This window comes from Dysgonomonas sp. 25 (assembly GCF_010501075.1).
Classification (GTDB): Bacteria; Bacteroidota; Bacteroidia; order Bacteroidales; family Dysgonomonadaceae; genus Dysgonomonas.
Genome location: NZ_QVMN01000003.1, coordinates 221284 through 242818, shown reverse-complemented (window position 1 = coordinate 242818; position 21535 = coordinate 221284). Strand labels below are relative to the sequence as shown.

General features: G+C 35.9%; 23 protein-coding genes. 14 read left to right on the top strand and 9 right to left on the bottom strand.

The window, feature by feature from the left end:
- Nucleotides 1–76: 76 nt before the first annotated feature.
- From D0T66_RS06650 to D0T66_RS06595, 13 genes are all read left to right on the top strand, one after another.
- Complete coding sequence (locus D0T66_RS06650; protein WP_163356472.1) at nt 77–598, top strand: hypothetical protein; 522 nt, start codon at nt 77–79, stop codon at nt 596–598.
- 878 nt (nt 599–1476) lie between these two features.
- Entirely contained in the window at nt 1477–1995 is a 519-nt protein-coding gene (locus D0T66_RS06645; protein ID WP_163356471.1) for a peroxiredoxin, read from the top strand.
- Entirely contained in the window at nt 1979–4090 is a 2112-nt protein-coding gene (locus D0T66_RS06640; protein ID WP_163356470.1) for a peptidase domain-containing ABC transporter, read from the top strand. Before D0T66_RS06645 ends, D0T66_RS06640 begins: the two co-directional genes overlap by 17 nt.
- 60 nt (nt 4091–4150) lie before the next feature.
- Complete coding sequence (locus tag D0T66_RS06635) at nt 4151–4345, top strand: hypothetical protein (RefSeq protein ID WP_163356469.1); 195 nt, start codon at nt 4151–4153, stop codon at nt 4343–4345.
- A gap of 725 nt (nt 4346–5070) precedes the next feature.
- A complete protein-coding gene (locus D0T66_RS16435; RefSeq protein ID WP_221412183.1) occupies nt 5071–5754 on the top strand; it encodes a DUF5687 family protein in 684 nt (227 codons plus the stop codon).
- Nucleotides 5744–6448: an ABC transporter ATP-binding protein gene (locus D0T66_RS06630; protein ID WP_163356468.1), complete on the top strand. Its 705-nt coding sequence runs from the start codon at nt 5744–5746 to the stop codon at nt 6446–6448. The genes D0T66_RS16435 and D0T66_RS06630 overlap by 11 nt, the downstream gene beginning before the upstream one ends.
- Nucleotides 6449–6883: 435 nt before the next feature.
- Nucleotides 6884–7339, top strand: coding sequence for a hypothetical protein (locus tag D0T66_RS06625; RefSeq protein WP_163356467.1), 456 nt, complete (start codon nt 6884–6886; stop codon nt 7337–7339).
- The gene (locus D0T66_RS06620) at nt 7336–12216 is read left to right on the top strand and encodes a hypothetical protein (protein ID WP_163356466.1); all 4881 of its coding nucleotides are present in this window, start codon (nt 7336–7338) and stop codon (nt 12214–12216) included. The genes D0T66_RS06625 and D0T66_RS06620 overlap by 4 nt, the downstream gene beginning before the upstream one ends.
- Before the next feature lie 545 nt (nt 12217–12761).
- Nucleotides 12762–13235, top strand: a complete 474-nt coding sequence (locus D0T66_RS06615; RefSeq protein WP_163356465.1) for a helix-turn-helix transcriptional regulator — start codon at nt 12762–12764, stop codon at nt 13233–13235.
- A gap of 117 nt (nt 13236–13352) precedes the next feature.
- Nucleotides 13353–13655 carry a hypothetical protein gene (locus D0T66_RS06610; protein ID WP_163356464.1) on the top strand — a complete coding sequence of 101 codons (303 nt, stop codon included), beginning with the start codon at nt 13353–13355 and terminating at the stop codon, nt 13653–13655.
- Nucleotides 13656–13661: 6 nt separating this feature from the next.
- Nucleotides 13662–13976 carry a hypothetical protein gene (locus D0T66_RS06605; protein WP_163356463.1) on the top strand — a complete coding sequence of 105 codons (315 nt, stop codon included), beginning with the start codon at nt 13662–13664 and terminating at the stop codon, nt 13974–13976.
- Nucleotides 13973–14479: a glycoside hydrolase family 73 protein gene (locus D0T66_RS06600; protein WP_163356462.1), complete on the top strand. Its 507-nt coding sequence runs from the start codon at nt 13973–13975 to the stop codon at nt 14477–14479. Before D0T66_RS06605 ends, D0T66_RS06600 begins: the two co-directional genes overlap by 4 nt.
- Nucleotides 14476–15042: a hypothetical protein gene (locus tag D0T66_RS06595; RefSeq protein WP_163356461.1), complete on the top strand. Its 567-nt coding sequence runs from the start codon at nt 14476–14478 to the stop codon at nt 15040–15042. Before D0T66_RS06600 ends, D0T66_RS06595 begins: the two co-directional genes overlap by 4 nt.
- Nucleotides 15043–15319: 277 nt before the next feature.
- Here the strand turns inward: D0T66_RS06595 and D0T66_RS06590 are convergent, their stop codons facing one another.
- Both D0T66_RS06590 and D0T66_RS06585 read right to left on the bottom strand, forming a co-directional pair.
- Nucleotides 15320–15745 carry a hypothetical protein gene (locus tag D0T66_RS06590; RefSeq protein ID WP_163356460.1) on the bottom strand — a complete coding sequence of 142 codons (426 nt, stop codon included), beginning with the start codon at nt 15743–15745 and terminating at the stop codon, nt 15320–15322.
- 59 nt (nt 15746–15804) lie between these two features.
- The gene (locus D0T66_RS06585; RefSeq protein WP_163356459.1) at nt 15805–16110 is read right to left on the bottom strand and encodes a hypothetical protein; all 306 of its coding nucleotides are present in this window, start codon (nt 16108–16110) and stop codon (nt 15805–15807) included.
- A 439-nt stretch (nt 16111–16549) separates the two neighbouring features.
- Between D0T66_RS06585 and D0T66_RS06580 the strand changes: the two genes are divergently transcribed.
- On the top strand, nt 16550–17020 hold the full coding sequence (locus D0T66_RS06580) for a hypothetical protein (RefSeq protein ID WP_163356458.1): 471 nt from the start codon (nt 16550–16552) through the stop codon (nt 17018–17020).
- On the opposite strand, the gene D0T66_RS06575 is transcribed toward D0T66_RS06580, so the two are convergent.
- From D0T66_RS06575 to D0T66_RS06545, 7 genes are read right to left on the bottom strand one after another with little or no spacing between them, the layout of a single operon-like run.
- Entirely contained in the window at nt 17017–17847 is an 831-nt protein-coding gene (locus tag D0T66_RS06575) for a hypothetical protein (protein WP_163356457.1), read from the bottom strand. The genes D0T66_RS06580 and D0T66_RS06575 overlap by 4 nt on opposite strands.
- Nucleotides 17837–18130, bottom strand: a complete 294-nt coding sequence (locus D0T66_RS06570) for an STAS-like domain-containing protein (RefSeq protein WP_163356456.1) — start codon at nt 18128–18130, stop codon at nt 17837–17839. Before D0T66_RS06570 ends, D0T66_RS06575 begins: the two co-directional genes overlap by 11 nt.
- 5 nt (nt 18131–18135) lie before the next feature.
- Nucleotides 18136–18999: a radical SAM protein gene (locus D0T66_RS06565; RefSeq protein WP_163356455.1), complete on the bottom strand. Its 864-nt coding sequence runs from the start codon at nt 18997–18999 to the stop codon at nt 18136–18138.
- Between the two features lie 3 nt (nt 19000–19002).
- Nucleotides 19003–19887 (bottom strand): phosphoadenosine phosphosulfate reductase family protein, encoded by an 885-nt coding sequence (locus D0T66_RS06560; protein ID WP_163356454.1) that lies wholly within the window; start codon nt 19885–19887, stop codon nt 19003–19005.
- A 52-nt stretch (nt 19888–19939) separates the two neighbouring features.
- Nucleotides 19940–20302: a hypothetical protein gene (locus D0T66_RS06555; RefSeq protein WP_163356453.1), complete on the bottom strand. Its 363-nt coding sequence runs from the start codon at nt 20300–20302 to the stop codon at nt 19940–19942.
- A 25-nt stretch (nt 20303–20327) separates the two neighbouring features.
- On the bottom strand, nt 20328–20954 hold the full coding sequence (locus tag D0T66_RS06550; RefSeq protein WP_163356452.1) for an ATP-binding protein: 627 nt from the start codon (nt 20952–20954) through the stop codon (nt 20328–20330).
- A complete protein-coding gene (locus tag D0T66_RS06545) occupies nt 20938–21531 on the bottom strand; it encodes a hypothetical protein (RefSeq protein ID WP_163356281.1) in 594 nt (197 codons plus the stop codon). The genes D0T66_RS06550 and D0T66_RS06545 overlap by 17 nt, the downstream gene beginning before the upstream one ends.
- Between the last annotated feature and the right edge of the window lie 4 nt (nt 21532–21535).

Genomic DNA, 21535 nt, shown 5'->3' with positions numbered 1-21535 from the left:
TGTTATTTCTCATCATTTTTCACCCTTATCCATATACTTATGGTGGGGAAAGGCTTGTCATATATAAATAGATAATATGAAAACAAAGGAGGTATCGAAAGTGCTGAAAAAAGAGGCCGTAAAGCTTGGTTTATGTGTTGCATGGACTAATAGTTGGGGCAGCCCGACTAAAGAACAAATGGCTGATATGTATATTGAAGGACTTGATTTCTGCATCCTGAATAATTATCCGTCCAATGAGTTTATTAAAGAACATTTCGGGGCAATTGCAGAAAGTAAAGGTGTCTTTACTGATACAAAGGTAAATTTGGTGAATCCCGACATTGCTATTTTGAACGGGAACTGCTCAGGAAAAATAGAACTGACGGGGTTTGCTTCCCGTGATATTCATGTACGCCATAATAGTAAGGTAAAGGTAATAATCCGTGATAATGCAAAAGCATTTATCCGAGTGTACAACAATGCACATGTAATAGTGGAGAACCTAACGCAAGGGAAATCGTATCTGTATTTCAGAGGTGGCGGTACTGCAACGATAAGCGGAAAAGTGAAAACACGAAATTACGAATTGAAGGACGGGGATTGGAAAACAATCTAAAAATTTGGGTTAATTTGGGTTAATTTTAACAAGAGGAGACATCTTCATTTTGTCCCACATTTAATTAAATTCTATGTGAAAATAGTGTAATATGCTTATTTTCAGTATAGCCTTTTATTAAAAATCTATATTTCGAACATACCAAATAGGATTGTTAACGTTTAGTTAATACATTTGTATTTAACATAAAATATTACAAAACGGATAAACTAAGCCTGTCATGCTAAGGAACAATTATCTTCATCTGCTAATAATCCTCCTGATTAATATAATCTATACCGCAGGATTTAATTATTTCATCCAAACGGATGATTTATATTATAGCTTCTTATTAGAAAATTACCCTGATGAAATAGCTGAAAGGGTATTTCAAGTATCACAGTCATATAATTTCTTGGTTTATTTACTTCCTCCAGTCTTAATCATTCTACGAACACTTATTTTTGCAACTATACTGGATGCGATATTAGCTTGCAAAGATATTTTCAGAGAAGGACAGATTAGCCAAAAGTATAAATTCGAACACTATTGGAGGATTTTTATTTGTGCAGAATGGAGTTTTATCATATTTCTTATTGTAAGGTTATATTGGTTTGGTTTCATCAACACAGAGTATGGCTATAAAGATTTGACCGATTTTAGCCCTTTGTCTTTATATAGCCTGATAGGTTATGAGGGTTTGGAAGATTGGCTCATATTTCCACTGAAAACCATAAACTTATTTGAAGTCATATATATCGTATTAGCTGTAATAGCATGTAAAAAAATATTGAAAATTAGTTATTTTGACAGCATATTTTATATAAATCTATCATACGTTATGCCATTTATTTTATTTATAGTTTTTATCGTTTATCTCTCTTTATATCTACAATAAAATGAAAAAAGTATTACTAATCATTTTTGCTTTATGTCTTGTAGGAGTAATGATATTACTTGTTGTTAAAATACAGGAAAAGAAAAATGATATGATGCTTACAGAGAGTGTAGTAGAAAAAGTACCACAAATAGAAGTTTATAACTTGAAAAACGAGGTTGTAAAACTGAATGATATTTGTACAGGAAATACTATAATTGTCTATTTCAATACCACTTGTGAAATCTGCCATATAGAAATAAAAGAGTTTTACAGATTGCGAGGGGAACTGAATGATAGCCAAGTTATTTTTATTTCAAATAATACAAATGAAGAAATTGGAGAATTTATTGCATCATATAATCTGGACGATAGTCAATTTCAATTCCTCCGTGATAAAAATTACTCATTCATAACCAGCTACGATATTCCTACTACTCCTTTTACCTTGTTGTATGTCGATGGAGAATTGTATAAAACATATAAAGGGGCTGTAAGAGTAGAACAGATAATAAAAGATAAGAATGATAGGAAAAGTTAAAAAATCATTGTTCTTCCAACACGATAAAGCCGATTGTGGTATTGCCTGCCTGATGATGGTTCTGAAATACTATAATAGGAGCAAATCTATTGAAGAACTCCGATATTTAAGTGGGACGACAAAGGAAGGGACTACTTTAGCGGGGCTATACCAATGTGCCAATAAAGTAGGTTTTAAATCGGAAGGTTGCATAGGAGATACCGAAGAACTCGAAAAAAGCGTCTATCCTATTATTTTGAGAGTATCAATAGATGGCTTTTTGCATTATGTCGTTTTCTTTTATTACGACAAGAAGAGTGAAAAATACATAATTGGCGACCCAGCGAGAGGAATACAGAAACTAAATAAAACCGAATTGGAAACAATCTGGGAAGGACAATATTGCCTGACGGTTATCCCCGATGAAGATTATGAGCATATATATGAAATAAAAAATTACAAAAAGGATAAACGTAAGTTTATCACCAATCTCATAACCAAAGACAAGAAAATTCTATTTCACGGACTCTTTTTCAGCCTTATCATTTCTATATTGGGGCTATCCCTTTCGGTCTATTCACAGCAGCTTGTGGATAATATTCTACCTTCTCAAAATTCAACTAAGATAATCGGGAGTATAATAGTTTTGGGTATATTACTAATAACTCGAACAGGCTTGGCTTATATAAAAGGTACTTTATTTAACTACCAAAGCCGCCAGTTCAATAATAGGATAACCAATACTTTTTATGAAAACCTCTTGCTCCTACCAAAACCATTTTTCAATACTCGGAAGGTTGGGGATTTAGTAGCCAGAATAAACGATACCACCAAAATACAATCTGTAATACAACTGTTTTTCAGTAACTATATAAACGATATACTTACGGTTATTGTTGCGGTTATATTAATATTTTACTATTCTGTTCCAGTAGGAATAATTGCTCTTTGTTTTATTCCTGTTTTGGTTTGTCTGATTATGATAAAAAGTAAAAATATTGTCAGCAGACAGCGAGAAGTTCAAGTATATTATGCTCTTACCGAAGCGAATTATATTTCCACAATTTCAGGAATATCGGATATTAAGAACATGAATCGAGAAGAATATTTTGCCCAACACAATGGTAAGCTATTTGAAGAATACCAAGCCAAGAGGTTTTCTTTAGCCAGTATCTATGTAAGTTTAAATGCAATAATCAGTATTTTTTCGACAGTTTTTTTAATTAGTATTATCAGTTTGAGTATTTATTATATTGGCTTAGGTTTGCTATCAATTGGCGATTTAATTGCATTATTGAGTATTTCAGGTCTTATTATATCTTCCACAACAAACTTTTCTTTACTATTTATTCCATTTACAGAAGCAAAAATATCATTCGAGCGAATGTACAATATAATGAATATAAAGAAAGATGAAGTTGACAATACTGAGGAAATCGCTGGGGTTATCGAAACAATAAAGGCAGAAAATATATCCTTTGGATATGCAGGCATTGCCAAAAGCTTATACAGTAAGGCGACTCTTGAATTGAAAAAAGGGACAATTACCACCTTGACAGGGAACTGCGGTGTTGGAAAAAGTACATTGCTCGATATATTATTAGGTAATTATCAGGTGAATGAAGGGCATATCTTTTACAATGATTTGAATTTATCTGATATAGATAAGAAATATATAAAAGATAGGATAAGAGTTGTGCCTCAGAATGTGCATATTTTTAATGGAAATATACTCTTTAATATTACAATGACTAAATCTTTAGATGTAGATAGGATTAATTCACTCATTCAAGAATTGAACCTGCTTACTTTTTTCAATGATTTTCCACAGAATATATATACAGAAGTTGGAGAAGAAGGGATAAGCCTGTCAGGAGGACAAAAGCAGATAATAGGAATACTCCGCGCTTTATATGATAATCCGCAAGTATTATTTCTGGATGAACCAACATCATCATTGGATAAAGATTCAGCAAAAATAATATACCAATTATTAGCAAAAATAAAGCCGAATCTTATTATACTATTTATATCACATGACATTTCAATATTCGATTCAATAGTAGACAAAACATATAGAATCGAAAATAACCGGATTATTGACTTGATTCAATAATATATCAATCTACTAATTTTTTAATTTAAAACTTACGGTGGTGGTTAACCGTAGATTATTATGAAAACTTTATCTTTGGAACAAATGGAAGTGGTACGTGGTGGTGCTTGTGCATCAGAATATGCGGGCTGTATGATTGCTGCTGTAGGCTGGGCTGCATCTTTTGGTACAGGAATTGGGGCTGTTATCGGGGCTGCTGGTTTTGGATATGCTTATTATCAATATATGAGTTGTATAAACCAAGCTGTTAGTTAATGTAAAAATGTCCTGTAAGGAGATTTCTCCTTACAGGATTTGATATTGAACATAAAATAAATGGGAAAAAGTCTTATTGGATTATTTATAATTTTAATTAAACATAGGTGTCTTTCTTCTTTTAGAAAAGAAGAAAAAGGTATGTTAGTGTTCAAAATATTATTAGTAATGATTTTATTCTTTGCTTGTTGTTACTCGTTAAAGATTATTACCTATTCAGTACATGGCTTTTTACTCCCTCTAATAGTTATAATATCAGATTATACCCTTAAATTCTTCTTTAAGAACACCTATATAAAAGTTATACCATATTGGACATTACCATTTAAAAGAAATAATTTTTTAAATTGTATATTATTATTAGAGATAATAAATGTATGGATATTCTGTGATATAGTGATTTTATTTTATCTAATGTCTATACTTTTTGAAGGAGATAGTACAACTGTTACACCATTGTTTTTCTTAAATTATTATTTTCTTATTATTGTAAATACCTACTGTATATTTTTTATTAATAATTTTGTTAGTAAGAATGTCTCTTTTCTATTATACTTAGCATTTTTACTCCTAATTGTTTTAGTTTATTCTTTAATTCTAATAGATGAGTTGTTTTTCTTTCTTCTAATCTTATTTGGAGTAGGAATTTTGTTGATTGACAGGCGTTTTTTAAAAAAAGCAATTTACACCCAATTTGAGGAATCAAATGTTTAATTTTTGAGTATATGAAATTCGAGTTAGCGTTAATATTAAGAAATAAAAGGCTCAAACAGACTTTGTTAATATCTGTTTATTTTATAGGTTTTATCTATTTTCAAATCTTTTCAAGTGATTTTTTTGCTAATTCTGCGATATGCAGAATTGTCTTTTACCCAATGGTTATTTCAATGGCTGGCTGTATATATGCTCAATATTTTTTTAGTATTGAAGCCAATTACATTAACAAATTATTAACTATACCTCTATCGTTAGAAATAATTTTGTACAAAAAATATTATTTATACTCTCTAATCTCCTTGATAATGGTGATATTATTACTCCCCACCTCCATACAAGGAGTGACAATTCTGGAATTTATTACATATTATATAATGGGTATCGGAATATTGTTATTTATTGCTTTTCAAACTTCACGTTTTAGCACTAAAAAATTAGACTTACAAATGGGTAATTTTATGAACTGGCAAGGTACAAATATGAGTCAATATTTAATATCCTGCATTGGATATATCATATTCTTTTTGATTGTGATAGGACTGAGTTTTTTGTTAACAACAGAAGAATTATATTATACGATGATTATTTTGTCCTTTCTTCTTATTATTACACACAGAATATGGTTGTCAAATTTGGCGAAATATTATATAAAGAATAGATATAATAAAATAAAGATGGGCAATGAGGATTGAATTAAAAGACATTACTAAAAAATTCCAACAAGAAGTTGAGAGCTTAAACATTCCGACTCTATCCATTCAAACCAACCAAACGGTAGGTTTCATAGGTAATAATGGTTCGGGAAAAACAACTTTGTTCAAATTAATTCTTGATTTGCTAAAACCGACAAATGGAGAAGTATTAATTGATGGTAAATCCGTCGGAGAATCAAATAAATGGAAAGAATATACAGGTTCGTATATTGATGAGAAGTTTTTAATAGATTTTCTTTATCCAGAAGAATATTTCCATTTAATAAAAGATGTATATAAGATTAGCGATAATGATTATGTTTCAAGAATAGAATTATTCGCGGATTTTATGAATAATGAAATCCTTGACAAGAAGAAATATATCCAATCCTATTCTAAAGGAAATAAACAAAAGATAGGCATCATAGGAGCCATGTTACCCTTTCCGGACATTCTAATATTGGATGAACCTTTTAACTTTTTAGACCCTACTTCTCAATCAATACTGAATAAAATAATAAATGCTTACGGCAAAATGAATAATAAGACAATCTTAATATCCAGTCATAATATTAACTATATAAATGATTTATGTGATAAAATAATTTTACTTGAGGCAGGAAAAATAAAATACAATATAGACAATATTAAACATGACAATTCTGAAATATTAAATGAATATTTCAGAATATAGTATAAACTATCTAAACTTAAAAATAATGTATATTAACCCAAACAGAATTGTTATAAGTAACTCTTTAAGTATGTAAGATATTTTATAGAGAAACAGCCTAATTATATTTTCAAGTTCTATTTCCATCAGTATAATACTTCAGGGTATTGTTTTTGTATATACAAAGAGGAGAAAGTTGAATTTGTGTTTCTCGAAGCAAATGTCGACAAATTGACAATAAGACCTCTTTCTAAAATAACAGATGTTAATCTATTAAATTCAGAATTTAGATTCAATTATTAATACGAATCAGCTTGAACCTATTTGTTATTTTAGTGAACATTGACTTTTTGAATATAAATAGAAAATAACTATCTTTGTATAGATAACAGAGGCACACAGCCCGAATTGGAGTAAAATCCGGTTCGGGCTTTTTTATTTGACACAAACGAACTTATGCAAAACTATAAACCTTGCTTTTTTCAAAAGTTGGCAGGAAACATGGCTGTAAGGGATAGTATGGAATGGGGTATTTATGTAAAGAGTATTCCATTCAAACTATTTCCCGACTTGAAAGATATTCCTTCCCGTAATTGGATGGACGAACAGGGGGATGATGAATATATCCCTGACACACCTTATTTCAAAGCCTACGAAATGGAATGTGAATTTGTCTATGTAGGAGTACATAGAACCGCTAATACCCGGATAAAACAATTCCTCACTTATCTGGCTTCGGGTGGGAGCTTCAATATATACGACACTTATACCCGAATAGGTAGAACCAATGTGCGATACATGGGTTATTCCGAAGATGTGTTATACAGGCGTGACGGTCAGGACGATATTGTCGTATTCTCTGTGAAGCTGAAAGTTAATAATCCTATTGCAGATATAGTCTTATTCAAATGAAAGTTACACTTTACTCAAAAGACGGGCTTACTCCAAAAGCCGAACTACACAAACTTACTTATAACGGAACTTTCTTAGGAGAGTGTTTTGTCTCGGCAAAATTTGAGTCTCCTACACCGATAGATTTTGAAATCGGAGATTACTTTCATTTCAGGAATGAGAAATTTGTCCTGAATTATATTCCTCCCAAACAGAAAAAAGCCCGAAAGGGTACTTACGGGGCAGCATTTGTCTATGATAACATAAAGTTCAACTCATTATCGGACGAACTGACACGAGTGGAATTTTTGGACGTTGTTCTTTTTGATAATAAAATCCATTATACCAGCCTTTCGGAATTTTCATTCTATGCGAACAGTGTGCAGGACTTAGCCGACAGGTTACAGGCAAACCTTGACAGGGTATATAGTGGCGATGAAAAATGGACTGTTATTGTTTCGCCTGACTCTGTTACTTCTGATAAAAATATTACAATCAATAAAATATCATGTTGGGAAGCATTGGGATTAGCCAACTCTGAGTTCGGTGCGAACTTTATTATCAGAAACCGTACTATAACAATCGGAACGGCGGGTATTGCGGTAGGAAAGGTTTTTGGTTACGGCAAGGGAAAAGGCTTATACGACATTCAGCAAACAACGAATCAGGACGCTCAAATAATAACCCGACTGAGAGCTTATGGCAGCACCCGAAATATTCCTCACAAGTATTATAACAAGCTAAAAGACGGAAGCGGGAAGCAATATATAAAGGATAGTGTGTATATCCCTAATTTGATGTTGCCTGAGTTTCCGATTGTGATTTCCGACCCTTCGAAAGTATATCTCGATTCGAATACTATTGCTGAATATGGCTTACGTGAAGGGAGTATCTATTTTGACGGTTCAGACAAAGAACTACCTGATATTTTTCCTTCGTTGGAGGGTATGACACAAACGGAACTAAACAATGCGGGAATAAGTGTAAGCCTGAAATATGGAGACAACGGCAATATTGATGAAGTGCTAAGTGCCGAGAATCCGACAGATAGCGGTGAGATTCCACAAAAGGGAGAAGGCGAAATTCCTGAATCATTTACTATTTACCTGAAAGATTTAGGTTTTGATATTGCCGCCAAAGACAGTGACGGGCAATACAAGTATGCTACCACCGATACAATGCAAATAGCGATGAAAAGCGGTATGTGTGTCGGAAGGACTTTCGATATATTGGAGAGAGGAATAACCAAAGATACATCACTTGGATATACCCGATATGTGGTAAGGTGTAAGCGTTTTACCGATGATGCGATTGGTGGCGGTGTCGCATTTCCTAACAACAATTATCAGATACATGCTGCCGACAAATTTGTTATTTTGGGAATTGAAATGCCCGATGTGTATATCAAAGCTGCGGCACAACGACTGAAAGTAGCGGCTGAGGAATATTTATCGGAGAACGACAAAACGAAATTCACCTATACGCCTAAGATAGACGAGATATTCATGGCTAACAATCCTGAATTGGGCGAAAGCATAAAGGAGGGCGATATTCTGAATTTCGATGATACAGACCTGAATATTGACGCTTCGGTTATTATTCAATCTTTAAAAATAAACATCGGCACTAAACTCATACCGACATACGATGTAACACTGAGCAACGAACAAGTGGCAGGAACATTGGATAAAATTCAAAATTCCATTAACCAGCTTATCACAAACAATACAGGGGTAACACTGGAGCAAGTAAAGTCGCTGATACTTTCATTGGGTACGCATTATTTTCTTAGCCGATTGAAAGATGATGATGCAGAGGGTAATCTGCGGTTTATACAAAGTTTATCTATTGAAAAGGATTTGACGGTACACAAGGACATCACGAGCAAAGGGCAAGTCATATCCAATCAGTTCGGGAACGATACATTTACGTCAGGTCAATTTGGCTCAGGTTTTCGTATCTGGAAAGATGCCAATAACGGTCAGTCATACGCCGAACTCGATAATCTGTTCGTAAGGCGTGAGACGACTTTCAGCACTCTTTCTGTCGCTGAAATAAAGAGCGTAGGAGGTCAGATTTTAGTTTCCCCTGCCAGTATGGTATGCTCCAAAGTGGAGATTCAGACTGATGGGTATAAGTGTTTCTTCGAGACAGATAACGGAAAAATACTAAATCAGTTTGTCATAAATGACCAAGCCATTTGCCGAAAATTCAACGGTCAGGACATGAAATATTATTGGAGGCGGGTTCTGGCTGTGGGAAGTGATTATATTGTATTATCAAAAACGGATGCTGACGGGTCGGACATACCGACTAAGGGGGATGATATAATCCAATTCGGGAACAGGACAGATGCTAAAAGGCAATCGGCTATCATCATTTCCTCTTATGGCTCTGATGCCCCTTCTATCAAACAATATGCTGGTATAAATTCCTTTAATCTGACAGGCAAAGAGGTTACTGTTATATCTCCTTCCGGGAATAAATTTAAAGGAAATTTTATCATTGAATCTACGGGTAAGTCTGTCGAATCGGAGTTGAAAGTCCTGAGTGATTCTGTTTCTTCGAAAGTAAGCCAAACCGATTTCAATTCCCTGCAAGGCAGAGTATCAACTACGGAATCGAAAATAGAGCAACAGGCAGGGCAGATTTCATCTACTATAACAAAAGTGGAAGGCAAAAATTCTGTCTACAAATCTTATACTTCTGCTGCCACAGACCGCCCGACAGTACCATACGCCAAAGGCGATTTGTGGGTAACTTATGACGGAACGATAAAGCAAAGCCAAAATACCCGTACATCGGGGGCGTTTGTCGATTCGGATTGGAAAATTACAACTAAATATACGGATGATACGAAAGCTAATGCAGCGCAAACAGCCGCTAATAACGCCCAGACATCGGCTAATACGGCAAATACTAAATTATCGGAAATAGCGAATGATAATCTGTTAACACCAAGCGAGAAGCAGGAAGCGTTAAAAGAATGGAATATAATCAAAGGGGAATATTCGACAGTGGTAGCACAGGCGAACACTTACGGCGTAGCGACTACAACTTACGTTAATGCCTACAATGCACTGAATAGTTATATTACCCCTTTGTTGACAAACCTTACAATAAACAGCACTATTGCAGGTACTACATTCCGAAATAATTTTAAAGTCTACTATGATGCTAAAATTGCATTATTGAAGGGTGTTACAGATAAGGCAAAGGCTTTGGTTGATACAGCACAAACAGTCGCTAACAACGCTCAGGCATCGGCTAATTCAAAGAATCGCACCTATTATTCTGATACGACACCCGCAGTTCCCGAAGGCGGTCACAGAGTTGGCGACCTGTGGTATAAGATAAGTCTTACTGATGGTTGTTATTTAACTTATCGCTGGAATGGCTCTACGTGGCAACAGATTAACGTATATGTCAGTAAGAGTCGAATCGAGCAGACGGATAGCCGCATAACATCGGTTGTCGAGAAAACAGGCGTAAATTCATTAGGTAATGGCGAAACTTTGTACTCGAAGATAAATCAGACAGCCAGCGACATACGCCTCGAAGTGAGTAAAATACAGGTGGGAGGAAGGAATTATGCTTTAAAGACATCGAAAGATTGGAGCAATATGGTAACTCTTACCAATACTATCAATCAGTGTCTTTTCGGGCATACTGTCAATGCCGAAAACTGGCAAGCTGGTGATGTAATAACGGTGTCTTTCGACTATAAATTCCAAAATATAGTAAAAAATGCAAACCCTTATTTAACCTTTCAAGGTTCTGGAAATGTGACAGGCTGGACGGCTGGATTTACAAGTCATAGTATAGTAAGTAGAGTTAGCGGAACGGGTGAGATAAAAGTAGCATATTCTTTTACCCTGTCTGCTCAACAAGCTACAAATGCCACTTTTAGCATTAATATGCGACATGATAATATGACAGGTTCGGTTGCTATAAAAAACCTGATGATAGAGAAATCGACCAAGCCTTCTGATTGGCAGCCAGCACCAGAAGATATAGGGCAAATTGCGGGTTCGAGCCTGACATTGACCGACAATAAAATTTCTTTAGGGGCTAAAACAATAGAGCTAAACGGACATACGATTGCTAAAGCTATTGAAGCACAAAATCTATCTGTAAAGACGGCTGACGGGACAAGTGTGTTCGAGGTACAGAATAATGGTCGTTTTTACTCCAAGAGTGTAGCGGATGGTCAATCATTGGAAATAGACAGCCAGAACAGAAAAATCGAATTTCAGAACAGCCAGACGATTTACACCGAAACTAATGGGCTAAAGACTGTAACACAGACTACTAAGATTGATGCTTCGAACGGGGTATTTGAATCGAGAGACAGTGATTACAATACGGCATATATGAGTTCACAGGGTATTTTGGCTAACCGTGCGGGGGTAAGTCCTTATTCCGCAACCACAGGCTATAATATAAAAGCTTCTATTGCAGGATTGGGGTTTGGGGCTATGAATAAATCTTACTTCAACAATTGGGGGCTTGTGGGCGTTTTTGGACGGGCAAGCAATTCAGCCTCGAATCCCGCCCCTGCATACGGAGGATGGTTTGATATACTGAAAGCTAATGGTTTGTGTTTCGGCGTAAGACGCATATCTGCGACAACAACATTAAATCAGGGTGATACTTATGTATCATGCTATAACAGCACGAGCGATATAAATCTTTTTTTGCCTGCTAATCCGTATGAGGGAACGTGCATACTTATTAGACGGGTTAATGCTAAAAATATTCATATTTACGGCAATGGCAAACAAATACATACTGATGGTAATATAGTTAATGATTTGTGGCACAGAAACGGAAGGGGAGACACGAGCGTAGTTATCTTTGACGGGCAATACTGGATGTTTAATTACTGGCCTCGATAACTAAATCAAAGAGCAACCCTTCACGGGTTACTCCATGATTATCTGCAATCGTTAGAGGGCGTGTGTAGCATTGAAAATTGGTATTAAGGTCTAAAGTTGAAAGAAATATCTGTATAGAGCAATAAAAGGGGCGCATTAATTGCGCCCCTGAGCTTAATCAATGTACCTTATCAATTAAGCGGTGCTTGTAGATATGCATAAAAAAAAGACCTCTTTTGAAAAGACCGTTGTAAAAAGGCAGTGAGCAAGCTCGACTATTTTGGTATATATTGACAGGCTGGATTATATGTTTTGCGTATGCTACAATCCTTCTACAACATCAGGGTTTCGACTCCGTATAAGCCATTTTGTTAATACTGACAAATGTAATTGAAATATTTTGATAATTAACTATTCGGTAAAAATGACTAATTGGTTGAGTTATAGCTGTTTAATTATTTTAACAATTTATGATTGCGAAATTATGTTAATTTCAGATTATATATAGTAATTTTGGAGTAAGCATATTATACTTTTATTGTATATATTTGAAAAAAAGAAAAAATATGAGTGAAATTGTAGAAAAACCAATAAATAAAAAAACTCATCAGGGCAGATTGTTGAGAGCAATGAGAAGTTATAAGGGAAGAACCCAATCACAAGTTGCCAAAGACAATAATATGACTCAAAGTAGAATTTACGAGCTTGAAATATCGGAGACTATTTCCGATGAAATATTACAACAATTTGCTAATTACTATGAAGTTCCAGTAGAGTTTTTAAAGGAATTTGATTTGGAAGAAGCAGCGAAGAATTTTACATACAACAATAGTGCTACATTGTCTGATAATGCTATGATGAACGCTCCCCAAGCGGATAGTTTGAATATTATCAATCCTGATTCTTCTAAGGATTTAAAAGAGGCTTATGACAAATTAAGTCAAGCAAACCTGAAAATCGGAAAATTAGAGGCGACAGTAGATTACCAGAAAAAAGATATTGATGCACTAAAAGAACAGTTGAAGAATACGCAAAAATAGATACTTGTAAAGCATAGAAAAAAGCATTATATTTACAGTATAAATAGAGGCACATAGCCCGATTTGGAGTAAAATCCGAGTCGGGCTTTTTTTACCTAACACAAACTACAAGACATTATGTTACAAATTACGAACATCGTCACAAACAAGGATGCTCAGGTGGTAAAGGGAAAGATAACCTATGCCATTCATTACATCATCACAAACGGGATGCTGACTTCTGTGCAGTGTGCTATTTCGGAAGAAACAGACGAACAGTTCTTGCAAATAGGGTATATAAGGAAGGAAAACGGGAGGATTAACACGGATTTCAACGATGATTACTCTATGTTAGACCATCTTTCAGTTTTTGATGAATTAATGACGGAAATAGAGGCTGATGCTACTCCAGTAGCTCCTGCTCCTACAAAAACAAAATAATAACCCATGCAAGAATTTCTCACTACATACTTAGAACCAGTCCTGACATTTATAGCGGGAGGCGGTATTGTTGCTTTAGTGAAATGGCGTTCTATCAAGAAACAAGCCGAAGCGGAAGCGATGAAAGCCGTACAGGAAGTGTACCAAGAGACGATAAAAGACCTTCGTGACGATAAGGAAATGATGAAACGGGACAACTCGGAACTGCGGGCTACCGTTGGGGAACTGCAAAAGATAGTAACCCAGAACTCGAAGGATATTAGCCTACTGAAACAGTTTAAGTGTGTTGTGACGGATTGTGCGTTAAGACGAAAGGAATGAAACTAAGTCCAAAAGTATTTGTCAATACCTATCTCCCATTTGCAAAGGAAACAGAACTGAAAACGGGAATAGATGCCATGTTTACGCTGGCACAGGCGGCTCTCGAAAGTGAGTGGGCGAACAAAGCCCCTCGAAATATGTTTTTCGGGGTGAAAGCAACAAAAGATACCCCTGCCGATAAGCGTCAACTGCTTACGACCAGAGAGGTACTGAGCCATGAAAACGGCGTATTTCCACAAATTATATCGAAGAAAAAAAGAAGTGACGGAAAGTGGGAGTATAAAGTAAAGGATTGGTTTAGAGCTTATGATTCGCCAGAGGAATGTTTCAGCGACCATGCGGAATTTTTCTTTAAAAATAAACGTTATGCTAAGGCTTTGGAGGTGCGGCACAATCCGTACAGATTTGCGGAAGAAATAGCGAAAGCGGGATATGCTACCGACCCCAACTATGCTACTATACTGAAAAATGTGATAAGGACTATTGAAAGGAATATGCCATGAGAAGGTTTCTTCGGAATGTATTGATTACTGCTTTACTTCTTGTATTGCTATGGTTTTTCGCTTCGTGTCGAAGCACAAAGAAAGAAAGGGCTGAACAGAAATATACAGGTTCAACCCAACAGAATAGTAATATAGAGGCGACTCAAGAACAGGAACTCCGAGCCGAAATTGAAAAAATAGTGAACAAGGCTTTGTCGGAACAAATGAATGTCAACTACAAAGAGACTGAATACGACACCGACAAGCCTGTTAATACTTTAACAGGTAAACCTCCAGTGAAGAAAGAAAAAGAGACTTTCTTCCAAAAGAAAACAGATAAAAATGCTCAAATGACAGAGCAAGCAAAGGTTAACCAACAAGGTTGGGAAAAAACCAATGACAAGTCAAAGTCTATAAGTAAAATTAATAGCACAAATTCGACAAAATCCGAAACCAATACACAAAAGGAATCTGATATATTCCTGAAATGGATTGGTGGACTTACTCTCTTTCTGGTAATTTCAGGTCTGTTTCTTTATATTCTTCGCAAATATTTAAAAAAGAAGCTACATGATTTTTTATGATTTGCATCTCTGGCGTAATTAGATTCTGGGAACTGCCAGTTTTGATAATCGGTGTTATCAAGTTGGCAATCTTCTTAACTCCATATCCTACACCTGAGATTTGTTTATCCGCTACGTCAGCAATATGTTTTAGTTTGACATTTGAAAATTTATTTTTCACACAATAGTAGAAAATATGCCTGTAAGTAGGGAGATTATTGTCCCGTGATTCCCCCTTAAAATCCAAGATATTAACTCTAAAGTGGGTACAATAACGAATTAATAGATTATTCATTTACTACTGTTCTTGTACACGAAAAAAATTCATTATAACCTCCATTAGTGCGTCTGCTACTTCGCCAAAGCCTTCCGAAAACTCAGGTGACGTGTGGGTGTCCACAAAACGTACCATGTCGGCTGCATGATTGCGGATTTGCCGTATTGACCTTTGGAACTGTAACTCTAATGTGGGGTCTGCCACTTTCAGAATTTCACTGATTTCCATAGAAAGCCTCTCATTTACATCAGCCACAGCATGACATATATTTATCAACATTGCTAATCTTTTAGCATCAATGCCACTGTTCTCCAATATAACATCATCTAAGGGCTGCTTCTTTTCAACTACCCTATTTACTCTCTTTGCCCTCTTTTGATTTGCTAACTTTGGGAATTTTACAGTATTGGGAATAAAAATTTTATTTTTTCTATAATTCTTTGCCATGATAATTAATCCAGCCTATAACACATTTTTAATAATACCTCCACTTTAATACACCATTATTAATTTTTCTTTGGTGTGTACATAAATTTCATTGAATTTCCTTTTAAATGCTCAATTATTATTTTCGTTATATCAATGTGGTTTTGCCGAAAATAGGCAATGATAGAAGCCATAATGCCGACAAGAATTTCCTCCGATAGAAACATTGTGCGGTATAAATGGGGGTAATCATCATTACCAACATGAAGTAGGTACTCTCCATTATCCATTCTGCCAACTATGATATTGTCCTTGTCATTATATTTGTATCTGATATGATTAATGACAATAATTTCATCTTGATTTTTTTTGGTTGTTTTTTCCATATCTATAAGCTATATTAAATTGTATAAAATATTTAGGTAATAATTCTTTTGTATATGATTGTCCTTTTCATTCTGTCGTTTTGATTTTAATATATAGATTTTCGTAGATTTGCCTCACTAATTGAAAATAAGCTAAGTCGAATGATTATAATTATAATCCTAATATTCATAATTTTAGCCCTTAGTATTCAGTAAAAGTATCAAAACTTTTATTCAGAATGTTAATTTTGCAGCAATATAAATCGTATTTCCGAAAAGTTTTTTAACCACAACATTATTAAATTTGATTATTTAGGGGTTGAAAATCAAATTTTAAATATTGATATTCAGTATATAATAGAATAAAACTTATTTTTGTATAAATTGGCATACGGAATTACAGTCACACAAAAGTCGATTAAGAATTTAATTAAAACTTTGATTATAAAATTTATCTAACATGGAAAATCAAGACAAGTTAAAAGAGTTGTCAATTAGGGAAAGGTTAATCTTATTTTTGAAATTAATAGGGGAAAGTCATAAGGGTTTCTATGAAAAGACGAATTTATCCAAGAGTTTTTTATTGCAAAAAAAAAGCTGTATAAATAGTGATAATTTGAATCTTATCTCGAAAGTTTATCCAGAAATAAGCCTTGAATGGCTTATCACTGGACATGGCTACCATAAAAACCTGTTGTTTCACAATACTAATATGCGGGTAAAGCTCAAAGGAGAAGAAGAAGTAGCCGAAATATCAGCAAATGAACTTACAGAGATTATCAAATATTTATCCCTTGCTTTGGGTAATATACAGATGTATAGCCAGAATCAAACTTCGGAGATAACAGTTTTGCGTAAAAACAAAGAGGAATTACAAAAATGCGTGGAAAAACTCAGAGAGGAAAAAGAGAAAAGCGAATGTTCGGATTAATATAGCTTATCATGCCTGTACGGACGATATTTATTATATTTCAGTTTTAATTCTACATGTTTCCAGAGATTTATGTTTAGAATTTTACATAGTTCTTCTATTTTTCGGATAGCACAAAATACCGCTTCTTCTTCTTCACATGCAACTAATTCTATGATTATATCCCAAATGCTTTCAGTAAAAAGGCTATTCCTTTTTTGGTTGGAGGAAAACGGAATATTGCTAAGGTCGTAACTCCTTGCTCCTGCAAAGTCGAACAAGCGTATTACTGCGTCAGCTAATTCATCCTCGACTGTATCTTTAATATACTCCCTGAAATATTTGGGGAACGTAGCATCTTTATCCTCTTTTGCCACTTTATCCATACAAAATTCGTATTTAAGCAAGTTGGCTCTACGACCTTTCCTATCGGCTTCGATGGCTTCCATGAGTTCACTGACAATAAGGCAAAGGTGATGCTTGTCGGGGTGTATAGTATCGTGAAATCCTTTTAGTTTGTTGGCCTCGTAAACTTGTTTGCTGAAAGAGTTAAATTCAGGTTTACTCGTGGAAATGAAATTGGGATTAATATTGAGTATATCAAAAATCCGAATGACGCTTTTATCGCCAACCGAAAGAGCGTCTTTCAGCCGACTCATGGAGGTGTTTATTGCAGAAGGCTTGCGGTTGAACAACCGACCTATTTGCGTCTGTGTATAAGTAGGGTACATTAGATAAGAAAAAACAGCCCGATACAATGGTAGGGGCTGTTTTTGTGATGTTCCTGAAAGCTCGGATGGCTGGATATGCAGCTTGCAGCAAAAATCTTCTAATTCTTTATTTATCATCTTCTTTAGTTTTTAAAATGTTATCAATACAATGTTCGAGTAGAAGGGCATTAATCTTCCTGATATTTGTAAATCGGACATTTTCGTTCAGAAAGTCTTGGGAATATAGCAGTACAATTTCGCAAATGGGTTTCAGGAATTGTGTGGTCATAGCAATCAGTCCGCCACAATCGACAGTTACCCGCTTACCATGATAGAGTTTCTTGATAATCCTGTCCCGAATCTTTTCGCCTTGCTTATGGGTAATAGCAAGGTTCGATTTTAATATAGTAGCTATTTTCATATCTGTTATCTTTTATAATTTTCCCAATCGGTTGAATAAAATATCGCTTTGCGGTTGACATAGCGAGCAAAGCGTTTTTGTTCCGGCAATGGTTCTTTGTTATTGGAAAAGTCCCTGTACGGTTGAGCGAATGGCACGATTCCAAGTTCTTTGAGAATTTGGCTACGTTTGTAGGCATCTTCTACGTCCTTGACAAGCAGATAGGCAAAGACTCGCCTATTGAATCCGTGTTTTCTGAGTTTGTTTAGGGCTTCCTTCAAAGGTGCTACGGCTGCCATTGTATCACAGGCAAAGCGTATGTATTCTATCCATCGTACTTGCGATAGCATTTTGGCAATCTCGTCCGTCACCAAACGGCTATCCAAGCCTTGATTGAAGTCTACCCGATAACGAAGTTTGATTATCTTCTCAATTTGCTCCAGACCATAATCGGAGGCAAGAATATTGTTATCCATCAGTATTGCCGACTTTCGTCCTTGCATAACTTCTTCAATATCTCGATATGGTTTGACAGTTCCTTCTTTCTTGGGGACAATACACCACGAACAGTTGCGGATGCAGCCCCTTGTAAGGAATCCGTATGCTTCTTTATACATGGGGTATATCGAATAGTCGGGCTGTATGGAATCGCAAAAGAGTTCTTCAAAGGAGTTGTAGCCTGTACCGCCTTTTATAATCTCAGTTGCTTGGATATGGGTGGTATCGTCAGGGGTGAAAGTAAATACTTTGGATTTATATACTTTGTCGTACTGCTCGAAATGGTTGCACCATTCAACGGTGTCACCTTCCTGTCGGTGGTAGGCTGCAATTTTCATCAAAGCGAGGTTTGGAAAATTGCGACCATCTACGTCAATAAGTCCTATTTTCATAATTTAAAATTGTAATTGGGCGTATGTTTTTTTTGCATGCCATGTTTTTATATTGTCTCTACCTATCCACCAATCGAATACACTCTCGGCAGAATCAAACGAAGCATAGCTTCCCATTGCCATGATTTGCCTGATTACAGGGAGGTAGAATCTCTCGGCAAAGCGTGGGAACTGTTTAAGCATTAAAGTCTTTTCCCTTTTGGATGCCATCGGGCAAAAAAGACAGCCTAAACGTTGGTGTCCTTCATCATAAAGATTGCAATACGGAATATTGTTACCTCGAATGAAAGTCCAGACATCGTTGTCAGTCCAAGAAAATATCGGAGATAAGATTATCTTGTCAGTACCTTTGACGCATGTAACAACTGTTTCGGTTTTCATATCGAATAAGTCGAACCCGCCTACTTTTTCCACCAGACTTGTCCCGTCAATTTCGTAGACAGGTTTATATGCTGGCTTTCTTTTCAATTCCTTTTCGATTGGTTGACGCTTCGCTCTGTTGACACTTTCGGCTGCACGTATTCCGACACAGGTGCATGTGCCACTTCCTGCATGTTCCTTTAATTCCTTACAACAATACCTTGCCCTGCGACTTGGCAACATACGTTTCTCGATTATAAGTTCTCGCATAGTTTTCTTAGGAAGGTGTAACTGAACCTCTGGATACTGATGCCGAACAAAGCGCATTAACTGAGGCGGGTCGATTGTGGTCACTTGCATGTGAGCCGTAAATTTGCATCCCGAAAGCTGCATTAGGTGATAAAGCGTTTGTGAATCTTTCCCACCAGAGAAAGCCACATGAAAGCCTTCGTCACTCATTGACAATGCAAGGTCTGAGGCTTTTCGGATAAATTCGATAGCCTTACGTTCTTTTTGTAAGAGTTTCATTATTTAAGGAGTGGTTTTGTAAAAGTGAATGGTTTGGGAAGTTTTATTATTCTTAGTTATATATTGCTTTTCTTTGCCTCTCGATACTAAGCCGAACCGTGCGAATAGCATCTTCACGCCCTTCGAGGCTTCTTTCGTAATCGAGTAGTTCTGCCTCTGTCTGGGCGATATAATATCCTGCCGATGTAGCGATAAGCGCAGGAACGAGGTCGTTAATCCGTATGTAGTTAATGATTTTGCGAACCCGTGTATCGGATATTTTATGTCCGGGACTCAGGGATTTTACTATCTGCTTATTTGTTACTGCGTATTCTTTCCCTATTCTCGCTCTTAGACCTTTAATGAGTATCGGCAACAAAATATCCTTTTCGTATGCTGATAATGGTTGGGTTTCTTTATCAAAGCCTTTTATCATAATTTTACTTAGATTAATTTTATTACTACTTTCTTCGTGATTCGCCTCCCAAATGGATAATGTTGTACATTTCCCGTATGCGGTCTGAAATAAATCTGTCGTTAGGGCTATCATACAGGGCATGTATTTCATCTGCATCGCAGTTGGTTGTGATATAGGTTTGCACTCCTTCGGTTCTCCACAGGTTGTAGCGGATATGTAGTATGTGCTGCATGACATTGAGCTTCTGCCCGAAATGATTGGCTGGTATGGTTTCCCGCCCTAATTCATCAAATGCCATATCTACGGCTCGGCGACTATATCCATTTTGATTGTATGTGTAGACATCGAGGTCGCCATTGATTGCGTAATCGTTGGCTACTTTGCTGCAATCAAATATTTTAAATCCATCATATCTTCTTTTTCCGAACTCCGAAAAGATTTGTAACAGGCTTGTTTTGCCGGCTCCATTTCCTCCCATAAGCCAAATTCCTTTACGGAGGTTGTAATCGCTAACCTGTCCTGTGTAGTACAGGAACAGGTTGGCAATTACGTCCGTGTTGAGGTCGTCATATATGAAGTTGGGAATTTGCTCTTTGATTATGTTGGATAGAAGTATGCGTAGTCGTGATATATATTCGGGTGACAGGACTTTTTCAGAATCCTTTGCCATAGTCTTTTGGTTTCGAAAAATCTGACCTATTTTCATTATTTTTCCTGCTTTGTTCCCATGTCCTTATTGCGGCTTTCCAGTCCTTCATTTTGTTTTTGCCAATCATCCAACCTTTAGCGGAATAAAAGTCAATAAATTTCTGAGGGTCGATAGTGTTTTTTCGCTCTAAGCAGTAGGCTTGGACTTCCTCGAAAGTAGGAGGAATGAAGGTCTTTCCCCGTGCCTTTTTTGGTGACGGAGTTTCGTTCAATCCTTTACTGGAAGCGAAGAAAAGGGTATCGGGGGTAGTGTCGGAGATAGTATCTTTCTTGAAAGAGTATTGACCTACGCTTCTTGTACTTCTGCCAACTTGATAGACAATTATTCCTGCTTTTATTAGATTCTTCCTTGCTGTATAAAGACTACTTTCTGCAATATTCAATCGGTCTGTCAGTTCTGTATTGGAGCAATAGATTATTTCTGAATTGTCCGACTTATGTATTGCCAATAGTTCGTAAAACAAGGCTTGTTCTACTGCGGTGAATCGAAATTTCTTACGAATCTTCCGCATATAATTAATCAGTATTGTTTCATCCATAAGT